The 15718-nt window shown below is 61.7% G+C and carries 12 protein-coding genes; all 12 read right to left on the bottom strand.

Annotated features, from left to right (window positions below; all coding sequences use genetic code 11):
* Positions 1–64: 64 nt before the first annotated feature.
* The 12 genes from CDO46_RS23550 to CDO46_RS23605 all read right to left on the bottom strand — a co-directional run bounded on the left by CDO46_RS23550 (position 65) and on the right by CDO46_RS23605 (position 15686).
* Positions 65–2443, bottom strand: a complete 2379-nt coding sequence (locus tag CDO46_RS23550; RefSeq protein WP_087841032.1) for a xylulose 5-phosphate 3-epimerase — start codon at positions 2441–2443, stop codon at positions 65–67.
* A 38-nt stretch (positions 2444–2481) separates the two neighbouring features.
* Positions 2482–3378, bottom strand: a complete 897-nt coding sequence (locus CDO46_RS23555; protein WP_003050021.1) for a ribose-phosphate pyrophosphokinase — start codon at positions 3376–3378, stop codon at positions 2482–2484.
* Positions 3379–3581: 203 nt separating this feature from the next.
* A complete protein-coding gene (locus tag CDO46_RS23560; protein ID WP_003296535.1) occupies positions 3582–4598 on the bottom strand; it encodes a lipid A deacylase LpxR family protein in 1017 nt (338 codons plus the stop codon).
* A gap of 53 nt (positions 4599–4651) precedes the next feature.
* Complete coding sequence (locus CDO46_RS23565; RefSeq protein WP_012112369.1) at positions 4652–5146, bottom strand: universal stress protein; 495 nt, start codon at positions 5144–5146, stop codon at positions 4652–4654.
* 86 nt (positions 5147–5232) lie between these two features.
* Positions 5233–6984, bottom strand: coding sequence for an alpha/beta hydrolase (locus tag CDO46_RS23570; RefSeq protein WP_254914666.1), 1752 nt, complete (start codon positions 6982–6984; stop codon positions 5233–5235).
* A 180-nt stretch (positions 6985–7164) separates the two neighbouring features.
* A complete protein-coding gene (gene gltS / locus CDO46_RS23575; RefSeq protein ID WP_015879522.1) occupies positions 7165–8370 on the bottom strand; it encodes a sodium/glutamate symporter in 1206 nt (401 codons plus the stop codon).
* Positions 8367–9608, bottom strand: coding sequence for an acetate/propionate family kinase (locus CDO46_RS23580; RefSeq protein WP_015879521.1), 1242 nt, complete (start codon positions 9606–9608; stop codon positions 8367–8369). The genes gltS and CDO46_RS23580 overlap by 4 nt, the downstream gene beginning before the upstream one ends.
* Positions 9609–9684: 76 nt before the next feature.
* Entirely contained in the window at positions 9685–10437 is a 753-nt protein-coding gene (locus CDO46_RS23585; RefSeq protein WP_046482860.1) for an SDR family NAD(P)-dependent oxidoreductase, read from the bottom strand.
* Positions 10438–10480: 43 nt separating this feature from the next.
* Positions 10481–11902, bottom strand: a complete 1422-nt coding sequence (locus tag CDO46_RS23590) for a bifunctional enoyl-CoA hydratase/phosphate acetyltransferase (RefSeq protein ID WP_015879519.1) — start codon at positions 11900–11902, stop codon at positions 10481–10483.
* Positions 11899–14328 (bottom strand): DUF3141 domain-containing protein, encoded by a 2430-nt coding sequence (locus tag CDO46_RS23595; protein WP_254914670.1) that lies wholly within the window; start codon positions 14326–14328, stop codon positions 11899–11901. The genes CDO46_RS23590 and CDO46_RS23595 overlap by 4 nt, the downstream gene beginning before the upstream one ends.
* Before the next feature lie 160 nt (positions 14329–14488).
* On the bottom strand, positions 14489–15235 hold the full coding sequence (gene phbB, locus CDO46_RS23600; protein ID WP_054667832.1) for an acetoacetyl-CoA reductase: 747 nt from the start codon (positions 15233–15235) through the stop codon (positions 14489–14491).
* A complete protein-coding gene (locus CDO46_RS23605; protein ID WP_044396478.1) occupies positions 15225–15686 on the bottom strand; it encodes a phasin family protein in 462 nt (153 codons plus the stop codon). Before CDO46_RS23605 ends, phbB begins: the two co-directional genes overlap by 11 nt.
* Between the last annotated feature and the right edge of the window lie 32 nt (positions 15687–15718).

Here is a 15718-nt window from a genome sequence, read left to right on the forward strand (position 1 = left end):
GCACCGCCCAGGCTGGTCAATGAGAGCATGTATTTGTCTCCCCTCTTGTTTGTGGGTTGTGAAATCAGGAACCGGCGCGGTCGCCGCGGACCGCGTCAGAACCACTTGAAATTCGCTCGTCGGTCGCGGCCGCAGCAACCTGCGAACTGTTCCGGCCGGTCACTTGCGCAGCGGCATAGATGGCGTCCACCCAGGTGCAGCGGTTGGCGATCAACATTCCAGCCACATCGAGCGTGCCGCCGCGGTTGATGTAGCCCAAAGCCCGCGTCTTCGAGGTGCCGCTGTCAATGCGGCGCAGCACACCCAGCATCGGCTCTGGGCGGGTATGGCTTATTAACACGCGAGGCAAGTGAGGCGGGAAGAGTGCTTGCAGGGCTTCGTCACCGACCACGAAGGTGGCCTCAAGGTCATCTCGCGGAATGCGCAGGCGGCCGGGTTCGATCACTACAGTGACGCACGACGCAAGTCCATGGCGCTCCAGGCGGGCGTGGGCTTTGAACGCTTCCTCCAACTGGTAGGCGCCAATCACCACGAACTGCAGTTGTGCTGTAGCCGGATCGCCGGCTACATGGGCTGCTCCGTGCTCAACCAGCGATTGAGCGGCGGCGGCGTTGAAGTGATTCGGCGTGTCGCGCTTGGAGACCACCACACAGGCCACTTGGCCCCGGCTGGCGTAGACCGCTCGCAGCGCGGCGGACGCCGTGTTGGCATCCACCGGGAACAACACGCGTGCGGTGTCCGACATCTCCCCCAGCAATGCTTCGCCAATGGTCGGGTCCTGGTGTGACTGCTCGTTCTTGCTGTTCTCCCAGGTGTGGGATGTGACGATCAGCGGGACGGAGATCCAGCCTGGCGGCTGGCCCAGTTCCTTCTGCCGACGCGCGAAGATGATCTCCTGGCGCATCAATCCAAGCATCTTGACCGCGAAGGCCTCGTAGCTGACGATCAGGTTCAGCCCCCCTTTGTTGGCGAGGGCGGCGGCCGCAACGGCTTCTTCATTGAGTGCGGTGACCACCGAGCCATCCGTCGATTCCGGGGCGCCGGGTTCGGGCACGTTGACGCGGTGCCTGAGCAGCGCCAGCGTGGCACCCATCTTGTTGCTGGCCAGTTCATCGGGATTGCCGATCCGGATGCGCAACTGTGGATTTGCCTGCACTAGCTCCACGAACCAACGGTCCAGTGCGGACATGGCGCTGCCCGATACCTCAGTTGGCGCCCAGGCCGGCATCGGCAGATGAGGGCTCGCTGGATGGCGTAGGGCCATGGGGTGCTCGCTTTCGCGCGAGCGCTGGCTCTGGCCGTGATTCGCAAGGACGGTGAGCGCGTTTTCCAGTTCGCTCTCGGGCACGAACAGCGCCGCAGCCCCTGCGTTGAAGGCCTCGCGTGCCTGCGCATCCTCGCGCGGATTGCCGTTCAGCGGCAGGTTGTGGGCGGCATTGGTCGCCGCGCCCGGGAAGCCAAAACCTTTCTCCGTCTCGGCGATCACGTAGGGCAGCTTGACCGGATAGCGCCGATCCGAGCGTGCGGCGAAGGCGCTCAGCGTGTCTTCGGCTTCAACAATGGCCCATGCGATCGCCATCGGATCACGTCCATCAACGATGATCGGATCGAAGCCGTTGTGGCGCAGGTCCTCGGCCAGCCAGGTAGCGCCACCTTCCTGCACGATCTGGGTGCGCTGCTCGATGCGCCGTCCGTTGAGAATCATGACCGGGATGGCGAAGCCGCAGTCCTCGGCGCGCCACCAGCGCGGCGCCCAGTCCGAGCCACGTTGTTCCTCGAAAGCGCCATCACTGAGGAATGCCACCAGGCTTTCTCCCGGCAACGGCGTGTGCACATACTGCAGCCCGGCGAACCCCAGATAGCCGCCTTCGGAGATCGCGCCGGCCGTGTTCGGCCCGGCATGGCTACCCAGCGGTACCGCGGGCCGACCCTGCTTATCGATGGCATAGGAGTAGAAGTCCGCGATCAGGAGCGACAGGCCCGCCTCGCTGCGGTCGTAGCGTCCACGCTGGGCGGCGGATACATCGCCGGTCAGTGCGTTCACCGCCTCGATCGCGGCCACGCAGTGCCCCTGCCCCATGAGCCAGCCGCGTGTCGTCCCGGTCAGCGCGTTGGCCAACAGATAACCCACGAAGGCTGGCACCATGTTGAGCGAGCCGCCGGTGTGGCCTTCGGGCGTTTGTTTGAAATCATCGGAGCCCAGTGGGCAGCCGCTTCGGTCGATGCGCCGGGCATAGGTCATATGCGCCACTACGCTCATGGCCGTGCAGGCCACCCGGTCGGCTGCAGCCAGCAGCGCATGGGCCGAGGCTTCGTCTGCTATACGCCTTTGCGCGACCAGACGTTGCACTAGGGCCTGCATACGTTCGATGGTTTCAGACCTGTGCGCGATGGGCCCGTAACCAGCACGCCAATCGGTTGCGAGGTTAGCTTGAGAGGACATTTCAGGTCTCCTTGAAAATAGTTGGATCGATAAAAAGATCAGCCTCGCGGATCGGTTTTCCCGCTAGAGAGAGCGTCGGCAATCAGCGAAGCGAGACCAATCCGGTTGCTCGGATGCGGTACTGCGTCGGTGGACGTAATTCGGGCAAACAACGGTGTCAATTGGGCCCAGGCATCCTCGGCGAACAGGGCATGCACCACTACGCACTCCGGCTTGCGCATTCCTTGCTCGGCGAGCTTGCGCGCCGCGACGGCGAGCGTGCGGCCTGATGATGCGATGTCGTCCACAAGCACCGGCGTTCTGCCGCGCCAGATCGACAGGTCGGGAACATCGATGTCCACGCTGCGATCGCCATGGCGTGTCTTGCGAAGCACAGCGTGCGGTACGCCGATGCGGGACGCGATGGCGCCGGCCCACTGCTCGCTTTCCTCGTCGGGGCCCACGATCAAAGGTTCTTCGACATGATTCGCGATCCAGTCGGCCAGCAGTGGTGCGGCATGCAAGGTGATGGTGGGGATCGTGTAGACCGCTGATAGTGTCGGATAGCGGTGCAGATGCGGATCCACCGTGAGCAGCTTGTCGAAGGTCGATGAGACCAGACGTGCGAAGGACCGCGACGTCACGCTTTCTCCGTCATGGAATCGCTTGTCCTGGCGCATGTAGGCCAGATACGGTGCGATCAGGTTCACCTCTTGCGCGCCAAGTTCGCGCGCCGCGTCAGCGGCAAAAGCCAGAAGCAGGAACTGCGGATCAGGATGGGCCAGCGTGCAAATCACATCCACGATCCGATCGGCAGGTTCGCCATGCAACCGGACATAGCTCTCGCCATCGGGGAATCGGCGCGTTTCGATGCGGCCGGCTTCGCTGCCGCATGCCTGCGCGATGCCGCGGGCCAGATCTTCATTGCCGGGTAGGGCCAGGGTGAGTCGTTGCATCCATTTATCTCCTTATTTGTTGTCCTTGGTCTCTTATCGAGCGCGGGTGCCTTATCGTTCAGCTCGCTGTGTTCACCTTGCCAACTGGCTAATGACGACGGCATTGGCAGTACTGCGTCGACGTGGTAGCTCCACAAGCAACCAGGCTCTTGTCATGAACAGCAACAGAGTGGCTTGCATGGCGTTCAAGGAATCGATCTGCATCAGAATCGCCGTCCTACGGTGATCGTTCCGTAGACCGGGATTTCCTTTTGTCCACGAAATTCGCGGGTGCGGTGGTAGCGGGCTATCGCGATGCGCCAGTTGCCCTGAGTCATCGCGATGCCATAGCCCACATCGGCCACGAATGGCCGTTTATCAACACTATGACTGGACTTGAACGTATTGCCGTCCAACGTGATGTCGTGCAAAACCCAGCGACCGTCGAGTGCCACGAACAGGTGCCCGTTCCAGTTGCTGCCAGCGGTCTTACGCACGGGCGAGGTGTTTTCTCCAGCCGGGCGCAGCGGTGCGGTGCCTAAGTCGTCCGGCAGGCGTAGGCCATAGCGCAGTTCTCCGCCGACATTCGCGTAGGTGGCGAAATTGCCCAAGCTGCCGCCCCAGTGGCGGGTCAGATCCCAACCCCAACCGCTGACGTTTTCTTGCCTGATGACTCGTGTTCGGCGTTCGTGGAGCAACTGCAGCACGGGTTCGTCGCGCAGTTGATGTCTCCAGCCATTGAATCTGTCCACTCCGACGGTGTCATGCCACCAGTTCTGGACTTGCCTGGCCTGGGAGGAGGGCCCCACCACCCCCACGCGGAGTTGCGAAGTGCGCAGCGTATCGCCCCGCCTCGCGTTATAGCCAAGGCTCAACATCAAGGCGCCCGCGAAAGGACGATCATCCTTGATGAGATCGCTGCGCGTTTTGTCGTTCGGGGTGTACATCATCTGCCCGAAGCCGATGGTCATGTTCTGTTCGTCGAAGCCTTGGGGTTGGAGCATCGTGAGAAAGCGATTCAGCCCACGGACGAGACGCGGTAGACAAGGGTCATCGCTATAGTCCACGAGGTTGGGGGAAACCCAACTGGCGAGAAACCCGTTGGAGTACCCTTGATCCTGTCCCATGCCGCCGAACATGTCGTTGTCGATCCGCAGATTGAGCGTTCCGGTCGAGCGCAGCGGATTGTCACGGTGGCAGGACTGTGCCTGCGCGCAGGCACTCAGCGACAGCAGCAGCAAGGTAGCTGCGACTCTAAGCCTCCATTCAGCGAGGTCAGTGGGCTGAACTTTCGTCACGCTGGCATGCCACCGTGCCCAGGGGTTGCAGTAGCAATGACAGAATGGGGCTGGCGTACCAGCATCACGGGAACCGGTGCGATCCGAGCGAGCTGCTCGGCATCGCTTCCCAGCAGCAGCCTGTCCACGCCCCGACGTCCGTGGGTGCCCAGCACCACCAGCTCGCATCCGGTAGCCAGTGCCTGCTGCGCGATAAGTACCGAGACGCGCTCGCCCTTGCTCTCCAGAAGGACGGTCTCTACCGTCAAGCCTTCCTGTCTCAGCCAGAGCGCCGCCTCGTCCAGCAGCTTCTGCCCGGCCGCCAGGAAGCCTGGCCTTACTTCTTCAAGGTAAATTCTCGGCCTCTCGAAGCCGTTGCTGTGCTTCATTTCCTCGATAATGTGCAGCAAGATGATGGTTGCACCGCTTAGGCGTGCCAGCACCGCGGCGTGGTGGAGGGCCAAATTGGCGGTAGAACTTCCGTCGAGCGGAACCAGCAGTCTTGAGTACATGAATGTCTCCAGTTATCAAAGTAGGTGGGGTGTCGAATAGATATTGCGCATAGCGTGTCGCAATAGCGGACGCGGTATGCGCGTATTCAGCTGCGTACATATTTCCCCGGGGCGTCGCAAATAGTGGGATATCCACGGGATTCGGCCCCCATGAGCGGAGGCGCAACACCTTCACCAGAGCGCTCTCGAAGCCATGCTGACCATGCCGGCCACCACGAATCTAGATGCGTCTGTGCAGTGGCTTGCCACTCGTCCGGCGCCATGTACCCCTCATTCACGGCGCGCGTATGGATTTGATACTGGCGCTTGCCTCGGCCAGGCTCGCTCACGATGCCGCCGTTGTGCCCTCCGGTGGTCAATACAAAAGTCAGTTCGGCTGAAGACAGGAGATGCAGCTTGTAGACGGAGCGCCACGGCGCAATATGATCGGAGGCAGTGCCGACGCAAAACATCGGTACGGTGATGTTTCCCACTGAAACCGGACGACCCAGGACGGGATAGCGCCCTGCGCTGAGATCATTATTCAGGTAAAGGCGTCGGAGATATTGCGAATGCATCTTCGCCGGCAGGCGAGTCCCATCGGCATTCCAAGCCATCAGGTCGGTCATTGGCCGACGATCGCCCAACACGTACTCGTCGATCATGCGAGACCATACAAGATCGTAGGCGCGCAGTAGCTGGAAAGCGCCACTCATCTGGCTTGAACTCAAGTAGCCTGTTTGAGCCATACTGGCCTCCAATAGCGCCACCTGGCTCTGGTTGATGAGAAGGCCAAGCTCGCCTGGCTCGCTGAAGTCCGTCTGCGCAGCCAGCAGGCTTACGGACGCCAGCCGCGTATCGCCATCGCGCGCCATGGCCGAGGCCCCAATAGACAGCAATGTCCCGCCCAGGCAATAGCCAGCCGCGTGGATTTCCTGCTCGGGGACGATGGATGTCACGGCGTCCAGCGCCGCACGCAAGCCGAGCTCAAGATACTCATCCATGCCCAAGTCTCGATCACCAGCATCCGGATTTTTCCAGGAGATGCAAAAAACCGTATGGCCTTGTGCAACGAGATACCGTATCAGCGAGTTATGGGGAGATAGATCGAGTACGTAGTACTTCATGATCCAGGCAGGAATGATCAGTATCGGCTCAGGATGGACTTTCTCGGTAGTGGGCGTGTATTGAATCAACTCGATTAATTGATTCCTCAGTACGACTTTTCCTTCCGTCACCGCCACGTCGCGCCCAACGACGAAGTTCTCGGTTCCCGCAGGAGGCTCACCGGATAGTTGTCGGCGCAGGTCATCGAGAAAGTTGGACATGCCACGCGCCAGGTTGGCGCCTTGTTCTTCTATCGTTTTTTTCAGGACAACGGGGTTAAAAAGCGCAGAATTGGTCGGCGATACCATTTCCAGCCATTGCTTTGCGCCAAACGCCAATAGGCGTTCGTGTTGTGGATCAACACCCCATACACCTTGCGTGGCTTGCTCCCACCATTTGGATTGAATAAGAAAGGAACTGCGGAAAAGGTTGTAGGGCCATTGATCCCATGCCGGATCGTTGAAACGACGGTCATTGGTAGGTGACGGTTCAGGAGATGCAACTTCCTGGTCCGGACTGACCAAGCTCTTTTTCAGCAGAGACATCCATTGCTCAGACAAGGAGCCTGCAAAAGACAAAAGCTCCGATTGCTTTCCGGGGCTGTTCGCTAAATGGCTTGCCCAGTCCGTCCAAGCCAACAGCGACGATTCAGGTGAAATTGAGGACCAAGCCTGGGCCCAAGCCATATGCGCTTGCATATCCAGTGCCGGAACGATTGTCGATGAAGTATTACCTTTCTTGTTTTTTGTCAAAACGCATTACCTCAATTGCTATTCAAATAGATGGAGCGCCCTCGTTTGAACACGGGGGTAGTTGTGCTCGCTTGTGTTCATGCACACCGGCACTCATGTCACCAGCGCTTTTGCGATGACACCGTGCCAGCGTGCTAGAGATGTCTCCGCCTGCCGGCGCATTCCGTTAATTCTTTCGTCTTAACCGGCCATCAGGCTGATCACCAGTGCGTTCGCAATGTCGATGACGAACCCGCACACCAGGGGCACCACAATGAACGCCTCGCGCGCAGCGCCATGCTCCCGAGTGACCGCCGTCATGTTGGCGATGGCGGTGGCGGTAGAGCCCAGCGCGATTCCGCCGAAACCGGCACACATCACTGCAGCCTGGTAATCCTTGCCCATTGCCCGAAAAACGATCAGAAAAACGAACGCGATGACCAAGATGATCTGCACCAGCATCGCCACCGTGATGAAGGCAAGCACAGGCTGCAGTTCCCAGAGCCTGAGCCCCATCAGCGCCATGGTCAGAAACAGGCCCAATGACATGTCGGAGACCAGGGCGATGCCTGGCTGCATGCTTGGCCAGTTCCATAAACGCCCGCGCCCACTCGGCCTCATCCAGTCGGCCACCATGCGCAGGAGAATTCCGGCCAGCAGGCAGCCCACAAAGGCGGGCAGCGTGACAGGGGTAAGCGCGACCAAGGCATTGATTCCTGAGCCCAACATCAAGGCTAAGTTGAGCCAGAGCAATGCCAGCAGCACGCCGTAGTAGTCCAGGCGGGCATGCTGCTCATCGCTGTGCAGCGTGCCAATTTCCAGGGCGCTGTCTCCGGAGGCTCGAAGTCGATGCCTGCGCATGAGCAGACCTGCGATCGGGCCGCCGATGGTGCAGGCCGCGATCAGGCCGATCATGTTCGCCGCCAACCCCAGTTCCTGCGCTTGCGCAATGCCGAGGTTTTGAACGAAGTAATCGGACCAGGCCAAGGTGGTGCCCACCCCTCCGGTCAGGGAAATCGAACCGACCATGAGACCGGCGCGCGGATCCAGGCCGAATGCGCGGGCCGTCTCCATCCCGACGAGGTTCTGCAGCACCATGAACCCGATGGCCAACCCCGACAGGATCAGCAAAGGCCGTCCACCATGGCGCAGTGTGCGGGCGTCGGTACTCAGTCCAATGGCGGCAAAGAAGTACAGCAGCAGCGCATCGCGCGCTTCCAGATCGAAACTGACCGTGACCCCCATCCCGTAGTACAGGACGAAGACAACCAAGGCGCAAGCCAAGCCGCCCACCAAGGATTCCGGGATGCTGTATCGACGCAAGATGCCCGAACGCGCTACCAAGCCCTTGCCCACAAACAACAGCAGAATGGCGAGCGTGAATCCATGGAAGGCATCGATCTTCATCGCACCTTCTCCCTGTCCAGGCAGGACAGCGCATGGCTGGCGGCGATCCACTCTTCATTGGTGGGTTCGATCGTCACGATGACCTGGCTGTGGTCGCTGGAAATCGTCGCCGCGTGGCTGGCATTGGCGTCGGTATCCAGGGCAATGTTCAGAAAACCCAGTGCCGCACCGATGCGCTCGCGAATGAACGCATTGTGTTCACCGACACCTGCCGTGAATACCAGCATGTCCAGACCGCCCAGAACAGCAACCAAGGCACCGATCTCGCGCACGATGCGACGCACGTAGAGGTCCAGCGCCAAGCGCGCTCGCTCACCCGTTTCACCTTCATCGTTCTCGTGCCGGACAATGACGCGCGGCTCGGCCGAGATTCCCGAAACGCCGAGCAGACCGGACTCGTGATAGAGGACACGCCCCACTTGTTCCAGTGAAAGCTTCTCGATCTCCATCAGGTAGAGCACGGCGCCTGGATCGAGCGCACCGGTGCGGGTGCCCATCATCAGCCCGTCAAGCGCGGAGAAACCCATGGTGGTGGCCACGCTTTTGAGTCCTTGCATGGCACACAGGCTGGCGCCACTGCCCAGGTGGGCAACGATGGTGCGCCTGCGCGCCGCGTCGCCATGGCGTTCGGGCAAAGCCTCAGCCATGTACTCATACGACAGGCCGTGAAATCCGTACCGGCGCAGACCGCGCTCCCATGCGGCGTAGGGCAACGGCAGGAGCTGCTCGAGCTTGGGGATGGTGTGATGGAAGCCGGTGTCGAAGCAGGCCACCTGAGGCAGCTCCGGCTGTTCGCGCAGCAGGATATCGATGGCCTCCAGCGCGAACGGCTGGTGCAGTGGCGCCAGCGGGATGTATCCCTGCAGATCGGTGAGCACCTGGGCGTCCACCCGCACTGGCTCGAAATACCTGCTGCCACCGTGGACGATCCGATGAGCGACCGCACCTATCCGGCGGCCGTCGAGCCGCTGACTGACGCGATCGCGGATGATGCGCAGCGCGGCACGATAGGGATGTGCCGTGTCCAGTTTGATCGGGAACGGCGCAACCCCGGTCTCTTCGAAATCCGGATCGGCGCCGCCGATTCCCAGCACTTTGCCATTCCACAACGCCTGGCGAGGCAGTGGCGTGGCCGAAGGGTCGAATACCGCAAACTTGATGCTGGATGAACCGCAGTTCAGTACAAGGATCAGTCCGTGCCCGGGGCGTCCGGAGCGGGCCGTGGTCGCATCCATCATGTCGTCCTCTTTTTGCCCGGTCCCGGTGACGTCGCCACGGTGTTCGGATATGCCTGCACGCTCATCGTCGTCAGATTCAGCGTGCCGTATAGCCGCCGTCGGCGATGAGCTGGGTGCCCGCAAAGAAGCTGCTTCCTTCCGATAGCAAAAACGCCACGGCATGGGCGATTTCGTCCGGGGTGCCCAGACGGCCGATCGGATGCAGGCCAACAGCCTCCTGAAGGGCCGATTCGTCGAGGAAATCCAGGATGGGCGTCCGCACGTAACCGGGATGGATCGAGTTGATCCGGACTCCCTTGGCCGCATAGGCCAGCGCTGCCGAGCGGGTCAGCCCGGTAACAGCGTGCTTGGCTGCGACGTACGCTGGGTTTCCTGCATCGCCGACCACCCCCAGGATCGAAGAGACGTTGACGATGGCGCCGCCACCCGAACGCAGGATGGCGGGAATCTGATGGCGCAGGCCATAGAACACGCCGTTCAGGTTGATATCGATTACCCGGCTCCAGGCGGCAGGATCCAGTTCCCCCACTGGGCTCTGGTCGCCACTGATACCGGCGTTGTTGACCGCAAAATGAAGGCCGCCGAACATATCGACTGCGCAGGCCACAGCAGCCTCAACGTCATTGATGCGTGCCACGTCGGCCACATTGGCCACGGCTTGGCCGCCATCGGCGCTGATGAGCTTGGCGACGCGCTGCGCATTGTCGGCGCTGACATCCGAGACGACGACACTCAAGCCGTTGCTCGCAAGAAGTCGCGCGATGGCCTCGCCAATGCCGGATCCTGCACCGGTGACCAGGGCTACGCGGCCAGAAAATGAGTACTTCATAGTGTTTCCTCCAATGGGGTGGATACGTTGCTGATAAGTCGATTCACGGGGGTGACAGCCGATAGTGGTGCGCCAGCATCAGTGCAATCGCGCATGAGGCGATGCGTGTATCGCGCGAGTCGGCGCGGCTGGTCAGAATGACCGGCACTTTCGCTCCGAGGACGATTCCGGCGCTGGCTGCGCCGCCCAGGAATATCAACTGCTTGGCAAGCATGTTGCCGCTCTCCAGGTCAGGCACGACAAGGATGTCGGCCTGCCCGGCGACCTCGGAGACGATCCCCTTGGTGCGCGCAGCGGCGATGGAGATCGCGTTGTCGAAGGCCAACGGCCCGTCGAGCAGGCCGCCAGTGATCTGGCCGCGATCGGCCATCTTGCACAGCGCCGCCGCGTCGAGCGTGGCCGTCATCGTCGGGCTGACCGTCTCGACTGCGGCCAGGATTGCGACCTTGGGTTCGCGCACGCCGATCACCTGCGCCAGCTCGATGGCGTTGCGGATGATGTCTGCCTTCTGTTCCAGAGTCGGGGCGATATTGATCGCTGCATCGGTGACGATGAACGGGCGCGGATAGGCCGGTGTCTGCAACAGGAAGCAATGGCTGACCCGGCGCTTGGTGCGCAACCCCGCTGCTGCCGAAACCAGCGCGGACATCAGTTCGTCGGTGTGCAGGCTCCCTTTCATCAGGGCTTCGACTTCACCTGCGGCTGCCAAGGCGACGGCTTGCTGCGCAGCGGCGTGGCTGTGCGGGACGTCCACAATGGCGACGTCGGCCAGATCCAGCCCGGCCTCGGTGGCGACTGCTTCGAGCCGCCCTCGTGGCCCGACCAGCACCGGCTCGATCAACCCCGCGTGGCGCGCTTCGAGCGCAGCGGACAGGCTGGGGACATCGCAGGGGTGGGCGACGGCTACCCGAATCGGTTGCAAGTGCGCGACATGCGCCAGCAGGTGCTGCAGGCCTGTGCGGCCCTGCGCATCCGGATGGATTTCCGGCAACGCCGTGCGCGTTCTTTCAATGCGCTCAGTGGGCGCTACGACCTCTACCTGGCCCTGGAAAACCGCCACCCCCTCCTGGCTGGTGCAGGTGCAGTCCAGCGTGACGTGATGGGTGGCCGTGTCTTTGCTGCTCACCTGCATCTGCACGGTCAGCCTGTCGCCGGGCCGAACGGCTCCGAGCAAGCGCAGGTTCTGGCTGACATATTGGGTTCCAGGCCCCGGCAGGCGTGTTCCCAGCACAGCCGAGATCAGGACGTTTGCACAAATGGCCTCCGTGGTGTCCCGCGAGGGCGAAGACACCGAAGATTCCGGATCCACATCGCCCGATTGCAGCGCGAACATGTGGATGTCTTGCGGCGAAAACGCGCGTTCGAGGCTGGCGCTGTCGCCGATGGCGATCTCGTCGAAGGTGCGGTTGCGCAGAACCTGCAATGCGTCGGCGGCGCCATCGACCGGTGCGGAGGACGTCGTCATTTGCCTTTCCCTCGCCGTGTTTGACTTGTCCGCGGGGCGGCTGGCGTCTTGGACACAGTTTTCTGCGTAGCAGTTTTCTTCTGAGGCGCCTTAGGCTTTGGAGAGGATGTCTTGGAGGTCGTGTTTATGGCCGGAGCGGAGGTGTCACTGGCGGAGCTCGGCATGGCTGGCGCCGCATTCGCATCCTCGACCGCAGCGGATGTGCCACTGGCAGAGCGTGGCATGGCGGTTGTCGACTTCGCGTCCACGACCGTAGCGGAGGTATCAGTGGCGGGACTTATCACGGCGGGCGCCGAAGCCGCCTGCGCTTGGCGCTCGGCCTGCTCGAACAAGGTAGAAACCTGTTCCAGCCTGGTTTGTTCTTGTGCGGACAGCACACCGCCGCTGCCAATCACTTGCACGATCATTCCCGCCACCTGGCGGATGTCATCAGGCGCTATGCCGTTGAGCAATCCGGGGATGGCGGACACCGTGGCGTCCTCGTCGAGCCTCATGAGCAAAGCCTGCCGACGAACGAGGTGGCGAAAGACCTGCATGTCGAAGTCGTTTGCCAAATGGGGGCGCGCGAGTTCCTCTGCGTGCCGGAAGTGCCGCCCGTCGGCCTCGCCACGCGCGGCCAGCACAAAGAACAGCGCCCGTATGGAGGCTTCGGTGATCCCGCCGCTGTGAATATCCGCTTCGAGCCGTGTCAACTCTTGCGCCAGATACTGGCGATGCTCGGGCGTCTCGCTGGGATGGGGTCGCGGCGGTGCATCGTCGTGCAGGCTCTGTCCAGTCATGGCCTGCACCAGCGGCAGGCTGTACAGCGTGTCAAACGCCTGTGCGTAGATCTGGTCGCGGCAATCACGGAATTGATCCAGCATCTGTTCGACGGCGGTGGAAAACTGCGCCTGCAGTTGCAGGAAAGGGTTGGCCTCGGAGACGGGCTGACGATGGTCGCGCACGTGTTGCGCAGCCTCATGTACTGCGGCGGCGAGCGGATGCCTGTCAGACCACAATTCATAGCCCATGCGCAGCGGATGCAGCGGCTCCAGCCACTTCGCACCCTGGTCCGTGACCAGGGCACGCATCCATGGCTGCACGAAGCTGCGGTAGCAAGCCAGGTTGACCTCGGAGATCCGCGCAACGGCGGCGAACCGGCGATCGTTCTCAGGGTCGGGACGGACGATCTCACGGACTTCATCGATGTTGCTGCGCTGGATCCGAGTCAGGTAGGCGTTCCCGGTCGGCTCGCCTTCCTGCGACCCGTCTGGATTTTCATCGACCAGCATGCGGTGGATACCGGCCGGCAGCACGTCGATGACGTCGATGTTGGCGGCGAACTCCTGGTGCTCTTTACGCCCGACGCTGCCGGAGACGAAGATACCCAGATGCCCGATGCTGTCATGGGTGGCGTAGACGATGGTCTGGTCATGCCCCATCACGTCCAGATCGTTGCGGTACAGATCGGTGATCCAGCCCAGGGCCTGGGGCGGTGGCGTGATGTTGTCCCCATAGGAGCAGAACACCACGATCGGCGAGCGAATATTGCGCAGGTCGATGCGCACGCCATCAGACGTCACCAGCTGCGCCGTACTCAGTTTGTTGCCGATGAACAGGTTATCGACGATGTACTGCATTTCCACGTCATTCAGGAAGACGTGGCCGCCCCAATACTTCTCGAACTGCAGGTGGCGGGGGCCCTCCGTGTCGACCTTGGCGTACAAGTTGTACTGTTTGCTCCACAGCGTATTGGCCGGGTCCAGGTTCTCGAAGTTCTGTACCAGCCAGGCGCCGTCGAAGCGGCCGGCGCCCAGATCGCTGGTCAATGCCGTCAACCAGCTACCGCCGGTCAGACCGCCCGCGTAGCGCATCGGCATGTCGCCCGCCCAGTACGACAGCGGCGCACCGGCCACGATGATCGGTCCGAACAGTTCGGGCCAGACGGCGGCTGCCATCAGGATCTGCCAGCCTGCCTGGCAATTGCCGATGACCGCAGGCTTGCCGCGGCTGTCGGGGTGCAGCTCGCCGACCTTGCGCACGAAGGCCGCTTCGGCGCGCATGACGTCTTCGACGGTCTGGCCGGGAACGGGATCGGGCAGAAAGCCTACGAAGTAGCAGGGATGGCCAGCCTTGAGGGCCGCGCCGACCTCGCTATCGGGTTTGAAGCCGCCGATGCCTGGGCCGTGGCCCGCGCGTGGATCGACCACCACGAACGGTCGCTTGTGGGGATCGCTCGGCGTGTCGGCTGGCGGCAGGATACGTACGAGGCCATAGTTGACCGGCTGCGGAAGGTCCAGCCCGGACATGATGACCTCAGAGGCGAAGTCGAGTACGTTCGGCGTCTGCTCCTGCAAATGCTCCTGGTACTGGTTGCCGCGTTGGCGGCGAACGTCGGCATACAGAATGGACCGCTGCCAGGCATCCACTGCATACTCGTTTGCCATCGCCGATAGTCGCAACGGGTCCCACAGCAACTGCCCCCAAGCGGCCGTTGGTGATGTCGTGGTGTCTTGATTCATGGCGATGGGCACTCCGTCTATGATGAAACTGAAAAATTGAATGAAAAGGGGCCGCAGGCACATCGTCTTGCCGGCCCTTCCTCACTCAGTACATGTGCTGGCCACCATTCATCGACACGTTGCTGCCGGTCATGAACCCCGCAGACTCACTGGCGATGAATGCAACCAGTGCGGCGATTTCCTCAGGCCGTCCCAGACGACCCACGGGAATACCGGCAGTCACTTGCTTGACCACTTCCTCCGACATGCTCGTCACCATCTTCGTATCCAGATACCCCGGCGAGACGGTGTTGACTGTCACACCCTTGCGCGCCACCTCTTGCGCAAGGGCTTTAGTGAAGCCATGCATGCCGGCTTTTGCGGCGGAGTAGTTGGTCTGGCCGAACTGCCCCTTGGAGCCGTTGATGGAGGAGATGTTGATGATCCGGCCCCAGCCCCTGTCGAGCATGCCGTCGATGAATGGCCGGGTCACGTTGAATACGGAATCGAGATTGACGCGCAGGACGGCATCCCAATCGGCGTAGCTCAGCTTGCGGAACGTGGCATCGCGCGTGATGCCCGCGTTGTTGACCAGGATGTCGATGCGATGCCCGTCTGTGTGGATGCGGTCAGCCAGTTCCTGGCAGCGGGCATGGTCGGCCACATCCGCGCCGTAGGCGGCGAAGTCGTAACCTTCGCCGGCTTGGGTTTTCAGCCACGCGCCAATGCTGGCATTGCCCGGCGAATGGACGATGAGCACGGTATGGCCCGCATCGTGCAGGGCCCGGGCAATGGCTTCGCCCAGGCCGCCGCTGCCGCCGGTGACCAGTGCAGTGCGTTGCTCAGCCGGCATTGCGACCACCTGTCTTGGCTGGTGCGTCCTTGTCCTGTGCCTTGGCCCACACCGCTCCCCATTGCTTGAAAATATCCTGGAACGGCAATATCGCATCTGCCTGGCCTACGGCCTGCGTGACTGATTTCTGCCAGTCCTGAATGGCTTGCTGCAGGCCTTGGGTGAAGGTGGTCTGATTCTTGATTGCGACTTGCGTTAGTGCCTGCGCGCCACCCATCTGGTGCTGAAACTGACGCCAGAAGGCCTGCGCGGGCAGCGTGGCCAACTCCTGCCAGTTCTGGGCCTTGAGCAGGCTTTCGATCTCAGTGCCGGACTCGGCAATGTTTTCGCTGCCCGCGCGCGTGGCGTTCTCCAGCCATTGCTGGCCGTTTTCCTGCATCAGGCGCTGCAGGCGCAGTTGCAGTTCCAGGTTCGCCTTGAAGAGGTTGAGGGGGATGGTTTCATTGCTCATGGTCAAACTCCTTGCTTGGGTTGAAATGCCCA

The sequence above is a fragment of the Pigmentiphaga sp. NML030171 genome (assembly GCF_002188635.1).
In the GTDB taxonomy this organism is placed as follows: Bacteria; Pseudomonadota; Gammaproteobacteria; order Burkholderiales; family Burkholderiaceae_B; genus Pigmentiphaga; species Pigmentiphaga daeguensis.